Origin of the sequence: Agrobacterium sp. CFBP 3001, from assembly GCF_027871605.1 — a bacterium.
Lineage (GTDB): Bacteria > Pseudomonadota > Alphaproteobacteria > Rhizobiales > Rhizobiaceae > Agrobacterium > Agrobacterium leguminum.
Window position 1 is genome coordinate 98,575 of the sequence record NZ_JAQAHD010000012.1, and the last position, 15,752, is coordinate 114,326.

The window sequence follows — 15,752 nt, forward strand, 5'->3', positions numbered from 1 at the left end:
ACGGTGTGAGGATGCAACCGATGCGCAAAATATCGCTGGGTCGATTTAAGGGCGGGGAACATTCCCCGCCCTTTTTCATTCCCCGAATGTTACCGAAATATAATCTCTTCCCGAAGCCTTCGCGGCTGTTCCCGCTCCGGGAATCCGCCTATATCCGGATCATGGTTATTACCCGCATCTTCGAGTTTTTCGAGAACTGGATAAAGCCCTTCGCCCGCAAGGACGATTTGCGGCCGCCTGAAAGCACGTTCGCCTTTATCTGGTTCTACATCTCGCAGGCCAAGGCGCCGTTTTTCGCCATGCTGGTGCTGGGCGGGCTGACGGCGGCCATTGAGGCGGCGCTGTTCTGGTTCGTCGGGCGGCTGGTGGATATTCTCTCCACCGTGAAGCCGGAAGAGGGCTGGGCGGGGCTGCTTGCGGCCCATGGCGGCGAGCTGGTGGGCATGCTGGTGCTGATCGGCGTCGTGCGTTTTATCGTCACCATGGTAACGGCGCTGGTGGATCAGCAGATCATCACGCCCGGCTTTTACAATCTGGTGCGCTGGCAATCCTACATGCATGTTGCGCGGCAATCGCTGACCTTCTTCCAGAACGATTTTTCCGGCCGCATCGTCACCAAAGTCTGGTCGGGCGGGCAGGCGGCGGGCGATCTCGTCACCTCGCTGATGGAAAGCGTGTGGTTCGTCGGCATTTATTCCGTTTCCATGCTGTTCCTGATTGGCGGGCTCGACTGGCGGCTTGCGGTCGTCGTCGTCGTCTGGGTGGGGATATTCTCGCTGCTGGCGCGCTATTTCGTGCCGCGTATCCGCTACCATTCCAAGGAAACGGCGGAAGCCGCCTCGATGCTCTCCGGCCGCATGGTGGATGCCTACAGCAATATTCAGACGCTCCGGCTGTTCGGGCGAGATGATGCCAATGACCGCTACATGCGGCAGGGTTTCGACATTTTCCAGCATGCGACCATGACATTCACCCGGTTCATCACCGGCGTGCGCGCCTCCATGGCGCTGTTGTCCGGCGTGATGATCACCTCCATGGCGGCGCTCTGCATCGATCTGTGGCTTTCCGGCAAGATCAGTTCCGGTGCGGTGGCCTTCACGCTGGCGCTGGTGCTGCGTCTCAACTTCCTGCTCGGCCGGTTGATGACGCAGTTCAACGGCATCATGCGCAATTTCGGCACGGTGCAGAATGCCGCCGAGCTGATTTCGCAGCCGATCGGTCTAGTCGATGCGCCGGAGGCGACGGTGCTGGAGGTGAAGAAGCCGGGCATCCGTTTCGAAAATGTCAGCTTCCATTACGGGCGCGCGAACGGCGTCATCGACCATCTCAATCTCGAAATCAGGGCGGGCGAGAAGGTAGGCATCGTCGGACGCTCCGGGGCGGGAAAATCCACCCTCGTCAATCTGCTCCTGCGTTTTTACGATGTCGAAAAAGGCCGCATCCTGATCGACGGGCAGGATATCGCCAGAGTGACGCAGGAATCGCTGCGCGCCCATATCGGCATGGTCACGCAGGATACGTCGCTGCTGCATCGCTCCATTCGTGACAACATCCTGTTCGGCCGTACAGACGCGACCGAAGCGCAATTGCAGGAGGCGACGCGGCGAGCCAAGGCGGATGATTTCATCGCCAGGCTCGAGGATCAGCGCGGCCGCAAGGGGTTCGACGCACATGTGGGCGAACGCGGCGTGAAATTGTCCGGCGGCCAGCGACAGCGCATCGCAATCGCCCGCGTGATGCTGAAGGACGCACCGATCCTCGTGCTCGATGAGGCGACGTCGGCGCTCGATTCGGAGGTGGAGGCGGCGATCCAGAGCAATCTGGATGAGTTGATGCAGGGCAAGACGGTGCTGGCCATCGCCCACCGCCTGTCGACCATCGCGGCTCTCGACCGGCTGATCGTGATGGATCAGGGGCGCATCGTCGAACAGGGCAGCCATTCCGATCTGGTCATGCAGGGCGGACTTTATTCGGAACTCTGGGCGCGGCAGTCGGGCGGTTTTCTTGCCGCGGACGAAGCGGCGCAATAAGGCCCTCGGCTATTTCCCGATCATGAAATCCGCCATCAGGCCATAATGATTGGAGCCGAGGCTGTCGGGCAGGCGGGTGGTTTTCATCAGCGTCGCCGGTTCGCGGGCGAAGATGTGGTCGATGGCGATGCCGAAGCGGCCGGCCTCTGTCGGCCATGTGGCGGGTTCGAAGGTCGCTTTTTTCAGATCGTTGGCGGCGAGGAAAGCGCGCATGTCAGGGGCGATGCTGGCCGAATTGAAATCTCCGGCCAGAATGAGCGGCCCGGTGACGCGAAAGAGAATTTCACTGACTTCATCGAGTTCGTCGCGATGATAATCGTCGAAATAGGGCTTGGTGATATGCCCGGCGGCGAGCGTCAGTTCCGTGCCGTCGAGATCGATATGGGCTATGGCGAACCGATCCCGCCGAAGATCGCTGAGACTATGGAAACGGCCTTCCAGCAACGGTCTTTTTGACAGGATGACCAGATCGCATCCGGGCGTTCCGGTGTAACAGCCAAGCCTGTGCGGATAGGTTTGCTGCAGTCGCGGCAGGGCCGACTTCAGCGCCGCCGCCTCGAAGAGATAGACCGCATCCGCGCCCGATTCGAGAATCGTGTCGGCAATTGCATCCGCATTGGTGGCATTGTCCATCAGCACGTTGAAGGACAGCAGCCGGAATGGTTTGGCGCCCGGCGCCGGGTTGGCGGATGAGGAAAATTCCAGAAGCATGGCAATGGCATGGATGGCGAGCGCAAGCGACCACACGACGAGGAGCGCGGAAACCGCGTCGCGCGTCAGCCAGAAAACGAGGCATGAGAGCAGGATACAGACGATGGCGATGTGCAGCTGGAAACTGGTGACGAAGGCGAGAAGCCAGAAATCCGTCACATAACGCAGGCTGGCGACGAAAAGAACGGCAGCCACCGCCGTGGAGACCATGCAAGAGAGCTTCGCCGTCATCCGAATCCCTGCTTTCCGCGCTCTCCCTTGAAGTCTCCTAACATGGTGCATGGATGCGCACAATGTTGCCCGCCTGCCAAGGACGGCGAAAAAATGCGAGCCAAATCGGCCCCCTCCGGCAGAATTACGGCAGCTTTGTGTGCTTTGCTCTTGCCAAGTCAGTCAATATTTTGCGATCAAACACATGACGCGGTTTCTCAAATGCCGCGAGAATGACCAGGACGATGGGACGGAGTTTGTCTTGGATCAAATCATAGCGGGAGGACTCATGCGATTTACGGCAAAAACAGCGCAGAGGATGGTGTAGCGGTGAGCGAGCACGTAACCAATCACGACGCTTCGGGTGAACCGACCCGTCGCGATTTTCTTTACCTAGTGACGGGAATGGCGGGCGCTGTCGGTGCCGCCGCCGTCGCATGGCCCTTTATCGACCAGATGCGTCCCGATGCATCGACGCTGGCGCTCGCCTCCATCGAGGTGGATGTCACGGCCGTCGAGCCGGGCATGTCGCTTACCGTGAAGTGGCGCGGCAAGCCGATTTTCATCCGCAACCGCACGGAGAAGGAAATCGAGGAAGCCAAGGCCGTCGCTCTCGGCGATCTGAAGGATCCTGTGGCGCGCAATGCCAACATCGCCGCCGACGCGCAGGCGACGGATATCGACCGCTCCGCCGGCGAGGGCAAGGAAAACTGGATCGTCATGGTCGGTTCCTGTACCCATCTCGGTTGCGTTCCGCTCGGCCAGGCCGGCGATTTCGGCGGGTGGTTCTGTCCCTGCCATGGCTCGCACTACGATACGGCGGGCCGCATACGTAAGGGTCCGGCGCCGGAAAACCTCGCCATCCCGACATTTGCATTCACATCCGATACCGTGATCAAGATCGGATAAGGGGACAGATATTCATGAGTGGTCATTCCAGTTATCAGCCGTCCACCGGCATCGAAAGGTGGATCGATTCGCGGCTTCCCTTGCCGCGCATGATCTATGACAGCTTCGTTGCCTATCCTGTCCCACGTAACCTGAACTACGCCTACACCTTTGGCGCGATGCTTTCCGTCATGCTGCTGGTGCAAATCCTCACCGGCGTCGTGCTGGCCATGCATTATGCGGCCGAAACGACGGTCGCCTTCAATTCCGTCGAAAAGATCATGCGCGACGTCAACCATGGCTGGCTGCTGCGCTACATGCATGCCAATGGTGCGTCGTTCTTCTTCATCGCGGTTTACCTGCATATCGCCCGCGGCCTTTATTACGGCTCCTACAAGGCGCCGCGCGAAATCCTCTGGATTCTCGGCTGCGTGATCTTCCTGCTGATGATGGCGACGGGCTTCATGGGCTACGTTCTGCCCTGGGGCCAGATGTCCTTCTGGGGCGCAACCGTTATCACCGGCTTCTTCACCGCGTTCCCCGCCATCGGCGAATGGATCCAGCAGTTCCTGCTCGGCGGCTTTGCCGTTGATCAGCCGACCCTGAACCGCTTCTTTGCGCTTCACTATCTGCTGCCCTTCATGATCGCAGGCGTTGTGATCCTGCACATCTGGGCGCTGCATGTGACCGGCCAGACCAACCCGACCGGCGTTGAAGTGAAGAGCAAGACCGACACGGTTCCCTTCACGCCCTATGCGACGCTGAAGGATGCGCTCGGCGTTTCCGTGTTCCTGATCGGTTATGCCTGGTTCGTGTTCTACATGCCGAACTTCCTTGGCCACCCCGACAACTACATCATGGCCGACCCGCTGAAGACGCCGGCGCATATCGTTCCGGAATGGTACTTCCTGCCGTTCTACGCCATGCTGCGCGCCATCACTTTCAACATCTGGATCATCGATTCCAAGCTGGGCGGCGTTCTCGTGATGTTCGGCGCGATCGTCGTGCTGTTCTTCCTGCCCTGGCTCGATACGTCGAAGGTGCGTTCCGCCGTCTATCGTCCCTGGTACAAGATGTTTTTCTGGCTGTTCGTGGTCAATGCCATCATGCTCGGCTGGCTGGGTTCACGCCCGGCGGAAGGAACTGGCCTGCTCGGCCTGCTCACCGGCGAGCTGAAAGGCAATTATGTCGGCTATTCGCAGCTCGGCACGCTTTATTACTTCGGTTTCTTCCTCGTCATTATGCCGATCCTCGGTCTGGTCGAAACGCCCCGGCGTATTCCGAATTCGATTACCGAGGCCGTTCTCGAAAAGAACGCCGCCAAGACAGGTGCCGCATCTGCGGCTGCTGAAGTCTGAGCGTGAAGGAAGGATGACGACAATGAAGAAGCTTGTAACGAGCATCGCGTTTATCACCGCCATCGGCTGTTCCGTCGCCGTCGCTTCGGCGGCGGAAGAAAGCCACGATCTCGCCGCCCAGGCCACGCATGCGATTGCCGGCAATCACTTCCCGGTCATCAAGCCCGAGGAGCAGAGCTGGTCCTTTGCCGGACCCTTCGGCAAATACGACAAGGGCCAGCTGCAACGCGGCCTGAAGGTCTATAAGGAAGTTTGCTCCGCCTGCCATTCCATGAGCCTCGTTTCCTTCCGCACGCTGGAGGATCTCGGCTATTCGGAGGAGCAGGTGAAGGCTTTCGCCGCGGAATATGAGGTACAGGACGGGCCGAACGCCGATGGTGAAATGTACAATCGCAAGGCCGTGCCTTCCGATCATTTCCCTTCGCCTTTCCCCAACCATGAGGCGGCCGCTGCCGCCAACGGCGGAGCGGCCCCGCCCGACATGTCGCTGCTCGCCAAGGCGCGTGGCGTGGAGCGCGGTTTTCCGCAATTCATCATCGACATGATCCCGATCGTCGGTGGTTACCAGGAAGGCGGCCCGGATTATATCCATGCGCTGCTGACCGGATATCAGGATCCGCCGGCTGGCATAAAAAACCCGGATGGTTCGGAGTACAAGGTGTCGGAAGGCACGCACTTCAATCCGTACTTCGTCAGCGCCACTTCCTTAAAGATGGCGCCGCCGATCAGTGCCGATCAGGTGACCTATGATGACGGCGCGCCGCAGACCGTGGACCAATATTCCAAGGACGTCGCTGCGTTCCTGATGTGGGCGGCAGAACCGCATCTGGAAGAGCGCAAGCGCACCGGCTTCATGGTCATGGTGTTCCTGTTCATCTTTACGGCGCTGATCTATCTCACCAAGAAATCGGTCTACGCCAACAAGGAACATTGATCGGCATCCAGAAGATGCCTGTCAGTCATTGGCCTCCACGGTCTTCCGTGGGGGCCTTTTCATGTGCCGGGAGGGATGGTGGAAATGACGACAATTCGTAACGGCGGCTGCCTGTGCGGCTCCATCCGTTTTGAAGCGAAGGGCGAGCCAGGTAATCCGCACACTTGCTCCTGCGATATCTGCCAGCGCCATTCCGGTGCCCCCAGTCTTGCCTGGGTGGAGTTCGGGAAGGATGCGGTGACGTGGACGGGAGAGGGCGGCGCGCCTTCGACTTTCCGATCCTCCGATTATTCCAGCCGGGCTTTCTGCCCGACCTGCGGCAGCACGCTTGGCGCCGTCGACGACGCGCCGACGGTTGCGCTGGTCTTTGGAAGTTTCGATGACAGGGACGATGAGGCGCTGCGGCCCCTGTCGCATTCCTTCGAGGATGTCTGCCCGGTCTGGGCGCGGATCGAGGGAATGTCGCCGGCGGAGTGAGCACCGGCCCTTTTTAGTTGGTCCGCAGCCGTCAAGTTGATAGGGTGGTCCGAACCTTCTGATCCATTTCCCTTATCTCAACTGGAAATACCATGACCGTTATCGCTTCGGAGCTTTCCGCTGCCATCCGTTCCATTCCCGACTATCCGAAGCCGGGCATCATCTTCCGGGACATCACGACATTGCTCGGCAACCCCCGCGCTTTTCGCCGTGCCGTGGACGAACTCGTGCAGCCCTATGCGGGAACCAAGATCGACAAGATCGCCGGCATGGAAGCACGCGGCTTCATTCTGGGCGGTGCGGTGGCGCATCAGCTATCGGCCGGTTTCGTGCCGATCCGCAAGAAGGGCAAGCTGCCGCACACCACCGTCCGTGTCGCCTACAGCCTTGAATACGGCGTCGACGAAATGGAAATGCATGTGGACGCTGTACAGCCGGGCGAAAAGGTCATTCTGGTCGATGATCTGATTGCCACCGGCGGCACTGCCGAAGGTGCGGTCAAGCTGCTGCGGCAGATGGGTGCGGAAATCGTTTCCGCCTGTTTCGTTATCGACCTGCCCGATCTCGGTGGCCGCAAGAAGCTGGAAGACCTCGGTGTCGAGGTGCGCACACTGGTGGAATTTTCCGGCCACTGAGATGGTAACGGGGCAATGATGACGCTATTGCCCCGACGCTTTTCTATTCGAATTCCAGAACCCCGCTCTGGAAGGTCATCACTGTTTCTCCCGACTGGTTGACGCCCTCGTTAAATGTGGTGTTCAGCCAGACGCCGGCTCTGGATTCCAGCGCTCGGGTGTCGAGCAGGGTCACGAAATAGGTGACATCGTCTCCGGCGAAGACCGGCTTTTTCCATTTGAGTTCGCGAAAGCCGGGGGAGGGGCCGAGTTTGGGCGGCTCAAGGCCCTGTAGCTTCAACCTTTTTACCTCTTTGGCCCAGTGAGAGAGGAAACATTTCATCCAGCCTGCGCCGGTGTGCCAGCCGGAAGCGCAGAGAGCGCCGAAAACGCTATTCTTTGCGGCTTCCGCGTCGAGATGAAAGGGCTGCGGATCGAAATCGCGCGCGAAACGGATGATGTCTTCGGCGGAAAAATGCAGCGTGTCGAGGGTGACACGTTCGCCGATGGGAGAAAGTTCTGCCAGTTTCATGCTGCAACGCCTCCATTGCCGCGCATCAGGAACATCACGGTGTTTTCCCCGTGCGACACCAGAACGCCGTGCTGGTTATAAAGCTCGTGGCGTAATTTCACGAGGCCGATGCCGGGGCGCGACGCGGAGGGCCGCTGTTCCAGCACGATGGATTTTCCGACAAGCGTATCGCCCGCCAGAACCGGCTTTTTCCAGTCGACGAAATCGATGCCGGGGCTGCCCTGCGAGGTCGAGTTCGAGATGTAGCTGTCCGCCATCATCCGCATCAGCAGGCTGCAGGTGTGCCAGCCGGAAGCCGCCAGGCCGCCGAGAATGCTCTGGCGGCCAGCCTCTTCGGAAAGATGCATCGGCTGTGGGTCGAATTCGCTGGCGAAGGCGATGATCTGCTCTGCGGAGATCCATTGCGGGCCCAAAGGAAATTCCCGACCGACGGAAAAATCCTCATAGGCATATGTCGCGACCGGCGTCATGGTTTCCTCCCTTCGCGCAGTCAATATCGGCGGCATCTAAAATGATTTTTCCCTTTACGTAAAGGTCAAATCGAGGATGCAATGCAGAGGAATGGGGCGAGCGGGGAGCCACGTGTTTCTTCTCCCCGAAGAGGGAGAAGGTCGCGCCAGCGGGATAAGGGGCGAGGATCGATATATTCGGAGAGCTTGCTCCCTCATCCGACCCTTCCGCCACTTTCTCCCCGCCGGGGAGAAGAGACCGTGCCGCGATGTCCGGGCGACTACGCCCCGACCGTCCTCACCTCAACCCAGATCAGGTATTGAAGCGGAAGTGGATGACGTCGCCGTCCTGAACCACATATTCCTTGCCTTCGTCGCGAGCCTTGCCGGCTTCCTTCGCGCCGACTTCGCCCTTGAAGGCGACATAGTCGTTGTAAGCAATGGTGTTGGCACGGATGAAGCCGCGTTCGAAATCGGAGTGGATGACGCCGGCGGCCTGCGGGGCCTTGGTGCCGCGCTCGATGGTCCAGGCGCGGCATTCCTTCGGGCCGACGGTGAAATAGGTGATGAGATCGAGCAGCTTGTAGCCGGCGCGGATCAGGCGGTCGAGGCCTGCTTCCTCGAGCCCGAGGGCGGAGAGGAATTCCTTCGCCTCTTCATCGGGAAGCTGCGCGACTTCGGATTCGATCGCCGCGGAGATGACGACGGATTCCGCACCCTGGGCCTTGGCCATTTCGGCAACGGCCTTGGTATGTTCGTTGCCGTCGACGGCGTCGCTCTCGGCGACGTTGCAGACGTAGAGGACCGGATGCGCGGTCAGGAGGTTGAGGCCCTGAAGGATGCGCAGTTCTTCGGCATCCAGCGTGGAGAGCAGGGTGCGGACCGGCTTGCCTTCGTTCAGGAGCTTCAGCGAGGCTTCCATCAGCGGCAGCTGCGCCAGCGATTCCTTATCCTTGCCGGTGGCGCGCTTGCGGGTCTGTTCCGTGCGGCGCTCAAGGCTTTCGAGATCGGAAAGCATCAGCTCGGTCTCGATGGTTTCGGCATCGGCCACGGGGTTGATGCGGCCTTCGACGTGGGTGATGTCGTCATCTTCGAAGCAGCGCAGAACGTGAACAACGGCGTCCACTTCGCGGATATTGGCGAGGAACTGGTTGCCGAGGCCTTCGCCCTTCGACGCGCCGCGCACCAGGCCGGCTATGTCGACGAAGGAGATGCGGGTGGGGATGATTTCCTTCGAGCCGGCAATGTCGGCAAGGATTTTCATGCGCGCATCCGGAACCGCCACTTCGCCGGTGTTCGGCTCGATGGTGCAGAAGGGATAGTTGGCCGCCTGCGCCGCTGCCGTTTTCGTCAGCGCGTTGAAGAGAGTGGACTTGCCGACATTTGGCAATCCAACGATACCGCATTTGAAGCCCATGGCTTGAAACCTGTCCGTTTGAAAGAATTCGTTGAGGAGCCTTTTGCGGAAAGGGCAGGGCAAGGTCAAGCCCGCGGGCCGATTTGTGCGGGCAAAGCCCCTTTAATGGTGCGGAATTTCGGGCAGGGTTGCCGATGCTGCGGTTGCGGCGCAATATAAGCCGGTCAAGCGATCGATCTTTCGTCATCAACGGGGTTTTCCCATGAACAACCGCGATGAGCGACAGGCACGAGCGACCATGATGAGTGACAGTCCTGTCGATCTCAAGCCGAAACCGAAAGTCAAACCGAAGCTGGAGCGGCCGAAGCTCTACAAGGTCATTCTGCTGAATGACGACTATACGCCGCGTGAGTTCGTTACCGTGGTGTTGAAAGCCGTCTTCCGGATGAGCGAGGAAACCGGCCACCGGGTGATGATGACGGCGCACCGCTTCGGCAGCGCGGTCGTCGTTGTCTGCGAGCGCGATATAGCCGAGACCAAGGCCAAGGAAGCGACCGATCTCGGCAAGGAAGCGGGTTTTCCGCTGATGTTCACCACCGAGCCGGAGGAGTGAGCGTTAATCCTGCCGGATCTGGAAACCCGTCTTGTTCTGCACGAAACCGCAGCTTTCGTAAAAGGCGTGAACCTCCGGGCGTTGTCGCCCGGTCAGCAGCATCACCTTGTAGCAGTTCGCCGCAAAAGCGGCCTCGACGGCATGGCGCACCACCGCGCGGCCGTATCCGCGGCCGCGACGGTTTTCCAGCGTCACCACGTTTTCGATAAGGGCATAGGGGCGGGCGGCGCGCGTCAGGTTCGGAACGACCTGCAGCGTGGCGGTGGCGACCGCTTCTTCGCCTTCGGTCGCAAGAAACAAGGTCAGGCCCGGCTGGGCGAGCATGGCTGCGAAAGCCGTGTTCGCTTCTTCTGCCGTCATTTCAGGATCGGACGGATTGAGCGCCCGGTAAAGGTCAAGCAATCCGGCCAGATCGCCGGCTCCGGCTGCGCGCAGGACGATGGGCTCCGAAGACATCCGCGATCTAGTCCTTCTTGCTGAACATGCGTTTCAGCATTTCGGCCATCGGGCCGGTTTCCGGCAGCTTTTTCGGCTGGGCGCTGTTGCGCGCCTGATGAATATGGGACTGTGCGGCGGGTTTGGCTGACTTGGCCGGCTTTTCGGCTTCCGGCTTGGTGCCCGTGGCGAGCGCCAGCTTGTTCATCAGCTGCGAATCCTCGGCTTTCACCAGCATGGCGGCATTGTCGGCAATGGCGTCCAGAAGCGGATCGAGCCAGACCCGGTCGGCCTTGGCGAAATCGCCGAGCACGTGGCCGTGCACCCGTTCCTTGTCACCGGGATGGCCGATGCCGAGACGCAGGCGGCGATAGTCCTTGCCGCAATGGGCGTCGAGCGATTTCAGGCCGTTGTGACCGCCATGGCCGCCGCCGGTCTTGATGCGGGCGCGGCCGGCCGGCAAATCCAGTTCGTCATGGATGGCGATGATGTCTGCCGGCGCAAGCTTGAAGAAGCGCATGGCTTCGCCGACGGACTCACCCGAAAGGTTCATATAGGTCAGCGGCTTCATCAGCAGGACCTTTTCGCCGCCGATCTCGCCTTCGGAAATCTCCGCCTTGAATTTTCTCGACCAGGGCGCAAAGGACGGCAGGCGCTGCAGCGCATCGACGGCCATGAAGCCGATATTGTGACGGTTTCCCGCATATTGCGCGCCGGGATTACCAAGTCCTGCGATGATCTTCATGGGGCATGTCCGCGTTTTGCCTGATGATGCTGTTGTCACCACCCCGAAAACCGCCGGCTGTCAATCTTTTTATGGAGTTTCGGATGGGCTCAGGGGCTGACGAGATTGTAGCGGTCGAATATTCGCTGCTGCGTTCCATCGGCGATCAGCCTGTCCAGCCGGGCCTGTAATTTCGCGATGACCTCGTCGGGCACGCTTTTGTTGCAGGCAAGCCCAAGCTGCTGCCGCGAGAGAGTTATCACTTCGCTGAACGTGTCGGCGGGCAGGCTTTTGAAGGTGCTTTCAGACATGGGCATCAGGTCGATGCGGCCGGCCTTGAGCTTGTGAAGCGTGATCTCGAAATCCGCGCCGACATCCACCTGCGGGAAACCGAGCTTTTCGAGAAGCGCTTCGGTGTAATCTCCACGCTGGGTTCCCACCCGATATTTCTTGGCTTCCTCAAGGCTGGAGGCTTCGATATTCGCGTTGCGGCGCGCCACGAGAATGTTGCGGTCGATATGGATCGGCGTGACCCATTTGAACTGTTTTTCCCGCTCCGGTGTTCTCGCGGCGGCGAAGACGCAGTGCATGGCCTGCGTTCTGGCCAGTGCGATCGCCCGCGCCCAGGGCATGACGGCGACCTCGTAACTGGTGCCGGTGTCTTCGAGCACGGTTCTGAGCTGTTCGAAATAGACACCCCGCACGCTGCCGTCGCTGGCCTGCAGATTATAGGGCGGATAGACCTCGGTGGTCAGGAAGAGCTTGGCCGCGCTGGCCGGAGTGGCGAGTGCAAGAAAGATCAGGCAAAAGCGGATCAATCCCATGGCTGCCCCCTGCCGGTTCATGCTTGCCGCGCAGCGGCGCGGTTTTGCCCGGACGCCGTGTCGAGTGAGGTGATCAATCTTTCGACCGGCTGCGGACGTGCGAAGAAATAACCCTGCCCGAAATCCGCGCCTATATCGCTCAGAAGCGCCTTCTGTTCTTCCGTCTCGACGCCCTCGGCAATGACGGCGCAGTTCATCTTGTGCGAGATGGCCGCGATGCCTTCGACCAGCATGCGGTTGCGCTGCCTGATGTCCATCCTGTCGTCGCAGATCGAGCGGGTGAAGGACTGGTCGATCTTGACGATATCGACTGGAAAACGGCTGAGATAGCTAAGCGAGGAATAACCCGTGCCGAAATCATCCAGCGCGATGCGGCAGCCGAGCTGGTGGATGGCATTGAGGATCGCCCGGACCTGCGGATCGTCCTTCATGATAACGGCTTCGGTGATCTCGATGACCAGCCGTCTGGGAAGAATGCCATGGCGGTGCAGAACGCCGGCGATGCGCGTCGGCAATCCCGGTTCGAATTGCAGCGGCGAGAAATTCACCGCCACATAGGTCTGTTCCATGCCCGGAAGGCGCGACAGCCGGGCGAGATTGGCGATCGACTGATCGAGAATGACATTGCCGATGCGGTGGATGGTGCCGTTTTCTTCCGCAAGGCTGACGATTGTGGCCGGGGAAAGCAGGCCCTTGTCCGGGTGGTTGAGACGCAGCAGCGCCTCGAAACCCGCCGTCTGGCCGGTGGCGAGGTCTTGAATCGGCTGGAAATAGGCCTCGAACCAGTCTTCGGAAAGCGCCTGCGCGATATCCCGTTCCAGCTCCGCATGTTCGCGCGCACGGTCCATTATCGAGCTGTCGAAGACCTGCGAGCCGTTCTTGCCGGTGCGCTTGCGGGTATACATGGCCATGTCGGCATTCTGCAAAAGCTCGGAGGCGCTGGCGGCGTGCAGGGGATAGACCGCCATGCCGATGCTGGCGCTGAGGCGGATGCTGTTGCTTTCGATCTCGAAGGGCGTGTCGAGCATGGCGCAGATGCGCTCGCAGAATTGCAGGGCGCGCTCTTCCACCTTGTCGCCGGCCAGAAGGATGGCGAATTCGTCGCCGCCAAGCCGCGATGCGCTGTCCAGCGGTGTCAGCAGTGGTTCGAGCTTCAACGTGAACTGTTTGAGAACGGCGTCGCCCGCGGCATGGCCGAGATTGTCGTTGATCGCCTTGAACCGGTCGAGGTCGATGAACAGGCAGGCCAGCTCGCTGCCGTTGCGGTCCGCATCGCGGATTTGCAGGTCGAGAATGGCCTCGAAGCCCTGGCGGTTGAAAAGGCCGGTCAGGTGGTCGGAAATGGCCTGCTGGCGGTTGCGCTTTTCCGACTGGCGCAGTTCGGTCACGTCCGTCATGACGCAGAGGCAGGTGCTCTGATGGGCCGCATCGCCGGAATCAAGGGCCTTTTCGAGGATGAGCGCATCCATGACGCTGCCATCCATGCAATGGAAACGCACGGTAATGCCGCTATGCGAGGCATCGGGCAGGGGATGAACCGTCTTGCGCTGCTGGAACAGAAGCCGGTCATCGGGATGGATGAGATCGGCGAAATTCAGGCCGAGTATCCGGGTGCGGTCGTAACCGGTCGCTTGCACCCAATAGTCACTGACGGCGGCAATGCGGTCGTGCCTGTCGAGCGAAAACAGCATCGCGGGCGTGCGGTTGTAGATTTCCGTCTTGCGCTCATGCGCATTCTTGATCTCCAGCTCTTCCTTTTCGAGCTGGGTCTGCATTTCGTTGAAGCTTTTCGCCAGCCGGCCGATTTCGTCCTTCGAACGCCAGTCGACGTGGTGGCGCGAGCCGAGACGCCGCGTCGCCTCGATGGCGGCCGCGAGCCGCATCAGCGGACGGATGACCATGAAGCGGTTGCCGGCGATGGCGGCAAGAACGATGGTGAGGACGGCGAGGATGAAAATCGTGATGAAGGCCAGTTCGGTGCGGCTCAAAGAGGTCAGAAGGCTGACATTGTCGTAATAGATCGTCAGTTGTCCGACCGTGACGGAGCCCTTCGTGGTCTTGTAGGTCACTTCGCGCGTCGTCGAGGCGGCATCCTGAATGATGTCGCTGCCGGCCGTCTGGATGATATCGAGCTGGCCGGAGGTATCCCTGACCTCGACCATCCTGATCACGGGGTCGGAAATGAGGGTGCCGGTAATCTGGTTTATGGTGTCGTCATCAAGGTCCCACAGGGGCCGGGCAAGCGCCTGCGCATTGGTCGACAGCAGAATCTCAAGGTGGTTACGCTGGCTGCGAATGGCTTCGTGGTAGGAGAGCGTCAGCAAAAGCGTGAAGAGCGGGGCGACCACTGTAAGAAGTGCGCCGGAAACAATCGCGATAAAGCGACTTTCGACGGAATGAGCCATGTTCGATTGCAGCTACCCTTTGCCCCAGACTTGCTGCGCCCGTTTCCTCCGCCCGGAGGGTTTTGCGAGGGTTTTTGGCAAAAGCCTGTTTTCCCACGCATTTCCTCAGCCCGGCCGGTGTTCCAAGACAGCGCGAGGGTATCGTTTCATGGAAGTGTTAATCGACACTGAAACGGGTTCCGTATCAGGTGAGGATGGCAAGCTTTCTGGTTTTAAAGTTCATAAAAACTAAAAGGCCCGTTCCGAAAACGGAACGGGCCTCATTGTTCAAAGCTGTCGGCCTTGCGGCCGCCGATTATTCCTCGGAAGCTTCTTCGGTCGTTTCTTCTGCAACGCCAGCGGCCGGAGCAACGATCGTTGCGATCGTGAAGTCACGGTCGGCGATAACCGGCGTGATGTTCTTCGGCAGCTTCACATTCGAAATGTGGACGTTGTCGCCGATCTTCAGACCAGCGAGATCGACCGTGATGAATTCCGGAATGTCGTTGGCCGGGCAGTGGAATTCCACCGTGTGGCGAACGATGTTCAGAACGCCGCCGATCTTGATGTCCGACTTTTCTTCGTTGACGAAGTGAACCGGAACTTCGACGTTGACGAGCGTGTTGCCCGAAACGCGCAGGAAGTCGACGTGCATGGTGAAGTCGCGGACCGGATCAAGCTGGTAGTCCTTCGGGAGAACCTTGATCTTCTTGCCGTCGACGTCGATGGTCGCAACCGTCGTCATGAAACCGCCAGCGTGGATACGCTTGGTGACTTCGTTGGTCGAGAGCGCGATGGAAATGGGGGCCTGCTTGTCACCATAGATGACAGCGGGAATCAAACCGTTGCGGCGAAGTTCACGAGAGGACCCCTTACCAACTCGTTCGCGCGCCTCGGCCTTGAGCTCATACGATTCTTTGCTCATGGCAATTCCTTTCGAGGTTATATGGAGAGTTCACGCCGAACGAAGCGGCCTGAACCGGAGAGGCCAGAGGCCATCCCGCCCGCGTTGCCTCCAAGGGTGTCTACACGGGTGCGGGCGCTATAATACAAACGGGGCATAAAGACAAGAGCGGCCCGTTTTTGCCGGGTGCCGCTTTGTAATTTTATTAGTTTTCACTAATTCACTCGTTTGTTGCAACCTTTAATATATGCTTATCCATGCACATAAACCGGGTGAAAACTTGGCGAATGATAAGGCTATGCAAAATT

16 protein-coding genes are annotated in these 15,752 nt (G+C 59.6%); 7 read left to right on the top strand and 9 right to left on the bottom strand.

Annotated features, from left to right (window positions below; all coding sequences use genetic code 11):
* Positions 1 to 20: 20 nt before the first annotated feature.
* The gene (locus PH605_RS16225) at positions 21 to 2,030 is read left to right on the top strand and encodes an ABC transporter ATP-binding protein (protein WP_425292603.1); all 2,010 of its coding nucleotides are present in this window, start codon (positions 21 to 23) and stop codon (positions 2,028 to 2,030) included.
* 9 nt (positions 2,031 to 2,039) lie between these two features.
* Here PH605_RS16225 and PH605_RS16230 read toward each other — a convergent pair whose 3' ends face one another.
* Entirely contained in the window at positions 2,040 to 2,972 is a 933-nt protein-coding gene (locus PH605_RS16230) for an endonuclease/exonuclease/phosphatase family protein (protein ID WP_142845442.1), read from the bottom strand.
* A gap of 309 nt (positions 2,973 to 3,281) precedes the next feature.
* Between PH605_RS16230 and petA the strand changes: the two genes are divergently transcribed.
* From petA to PH605_RS16255, 5 genes are all read left to right on the top strand, one after another.
* Positions 3,282 to 3,860: a ubiquinol-cytochrome c reductase iron-sulfur subunit gene (gene petA / locus PH605_RS16235; RefSeq protein ID WP_065655706.1), complete on the top strand. Its 579-nt coding sequence runs from the start codon at positions 3,282 to 3,284 to the stop codon at positions 3,858 to 3,860.
* A 14-nt stretch (positions 3,861 to 3,874) separates the two neighbouring features.
* A complete protein-coding gene (locus PH605_RS16240) occupies positions 3,875 to 5,197 on the top strand; it encodes a cytochrome b (protein ID WP_065655707.1) in 1,323 nt (440 codons plus the stop codon).
* 22 nt (positions 5,198 to 5,219) lie between these two features.
* A complete protein-coding gene (locus tag PH605_RS16245) occupies positions 5,220 to 6,131 on the top strand; it encodes a cytochrome c1 (protein ID WP_078051785.1) in 912 nt (303 codons plus the stop codon).
* A gap of 84 nt (positions 6,132 to 6,215) precedes the next feature.
* Positions 6,216 to 6,608 (top strand): GFA family protein, encoded by a 393-nt coding sequence (locus PH605_RS16250; RefSeq protein ID WP_142845443.1) that lies wholly within the window; start codon positions 6,216 to 6,218, stop codon positions 6,606 to 6,608.
* A 92-nt stretch (positions 6,609 to 6,700) separates the two neighbouring features.
* Positions 6,701 to 7,243, top strand: coding sequence for an adenine phosphoribosyltransferase (locus PH605_RS16255; protein WP_003494623.1), 543 nt, complete (start codon positions 6,701 to 6,703; stop codon positions 7,241 to 7,243).
* Between the two features lie 43 nt (positions 7,244 to 7,286).
* On the opposite strand, the gene PH605_RS16260 is transcribed toward PH605_RS16255, so the two are convergent.
* The 3 genes from PH605_RS16260 to ychF form a co-directional block, all read right to left on the bottom strand.
* A complete protein-coding gene (locus tag PH605_RS16260) occupies positions 7,287 to 7,754 on the bottom strand; it encodes a MaoC family dehydratase (RefSeq protein WP_065655709.1) in 468 nt (155 codons plus the stop codon).
* Positions 7,751 to 8,224 carry a MaoC family dehydratase gene (locus PH605_RS16265; protein WP_142845444.1) on the bottom strand — a complete coding sequence of 158 codons (474 nt, stop codon included), beginning with the start codon at positions 8,222 to 8,224 and terminating at the stop codon, positions 7,751 to 7,753. Before PH605_RS16265 ends, PH605_RS16260 begins: the two co-directional genes overlap by 4 nt.
* Before the next feature lie 292 nt (positions 8,225 to 8,516).
* A complete protein-coding gene (gene ychF / locus PH605_RS16270) occupies positions 8,517 to 9,620 on the bottom strand; it encodes a redox-regulated ATPase YchF (protein ID WP_035260423.1) in 1,104 nt (367 codons plus the stop codon).
* A 241-nt stretch (positions 9,621 to 9,861) separates the two neighbouring features.
* Here ychF and clpS point away from each other — a divergent pair, with 241 nt between their 5' ends.
* Entirely contained in the window at positions 9,862 to 10,173 is a 312-nt protein-coding gene (gene clpS / locus PH605_RS16275) for an ATP-dependent Clp protease adapter ClpS (RefSeq protein WP_035260429.1), read from the top strand.
* Positions 10,174 to 10,176: 3 nt separating this feature from the next.
* Here the strand turns inward: clpS and PH605_RS16280 are convergent, their stop codons facing one another.
* The 5 genes from PH605_RS16280 to PH605_RS16300 all read right to left on the bottom strand — a co-directional run bounded on the left by PH605_RS16280 (position 10,177) and on the right by PH605_RS16300 (position 15,465).
* Positions 10,177 to 10,629 carry a GNAT family N-acetyltransferase gene (locus PH605_RS16280; protein WP_142845445.1) on the bottom strand — a complete coding sequence of 151 codons (453 nt, stop codon included), beginning with the start codon at positions 10,627 to 10,629 and terminating at the stop codon, positions 10,177 to 10,179.
* Positions 10,630 to 10,636: 7 nt separating this feature from the next.
* The gene (gene pth / locus PH605_RS16285) at positions 10,637 to 11,353 is read right to left on the bottom strand and encodes an aminoacyl-tRNA hydrolase (RefSeq protein ID WP_142845446.1); all 717 of its coding nucleotides are present in this window, start codon (positions 11,351 to 11,353) and stop codon (positions 10,637 to 10,639) included.
* 89 nt (positions 11,354 to 11,442) lie between these two features.
* The gene (locus PH605_RS16290; protein ID WP_065655945.1) at positions 11,443 to 12,156 is read right to left on the bottom strand and encodes a substrate-binding periplasmic protein; all 714 of its coding nucleotides are present in this window, start codon (positions 12,154 to 12,156) and stop codon (positions 11,443 to 11,445) included.
* 17 nt (positions 12,157 to 12,173) lie between these two features.
* Complete coding sequence (locus PH605_RS16295; protein ID WP_142845447.1) at positions 12,174 to 14,561, bottom strand: putative bifunctional diguanylate cyclase/phosphodiesterase; 2,388 nt, start codon at positions 14,559 to 14,561, stop codon at positions 12,174 to 12,176.
* Positions 14,562 to 14,856: 295 nt separating this feature from the next.
* A complete protein-coding gene (locus PH605_RS16300; RefSeq protein ID WP_065655715.1) occupies positions 14,857 to 15,465 on the bottom strand; it encodes a 50S ribosomal protein L25/general stress protein Ctc in 609 nt (202 codons plus the stop codon).
* Between the last annotated feature and the right edge of the window lie 287 nt (positions 15,466 to 15,752).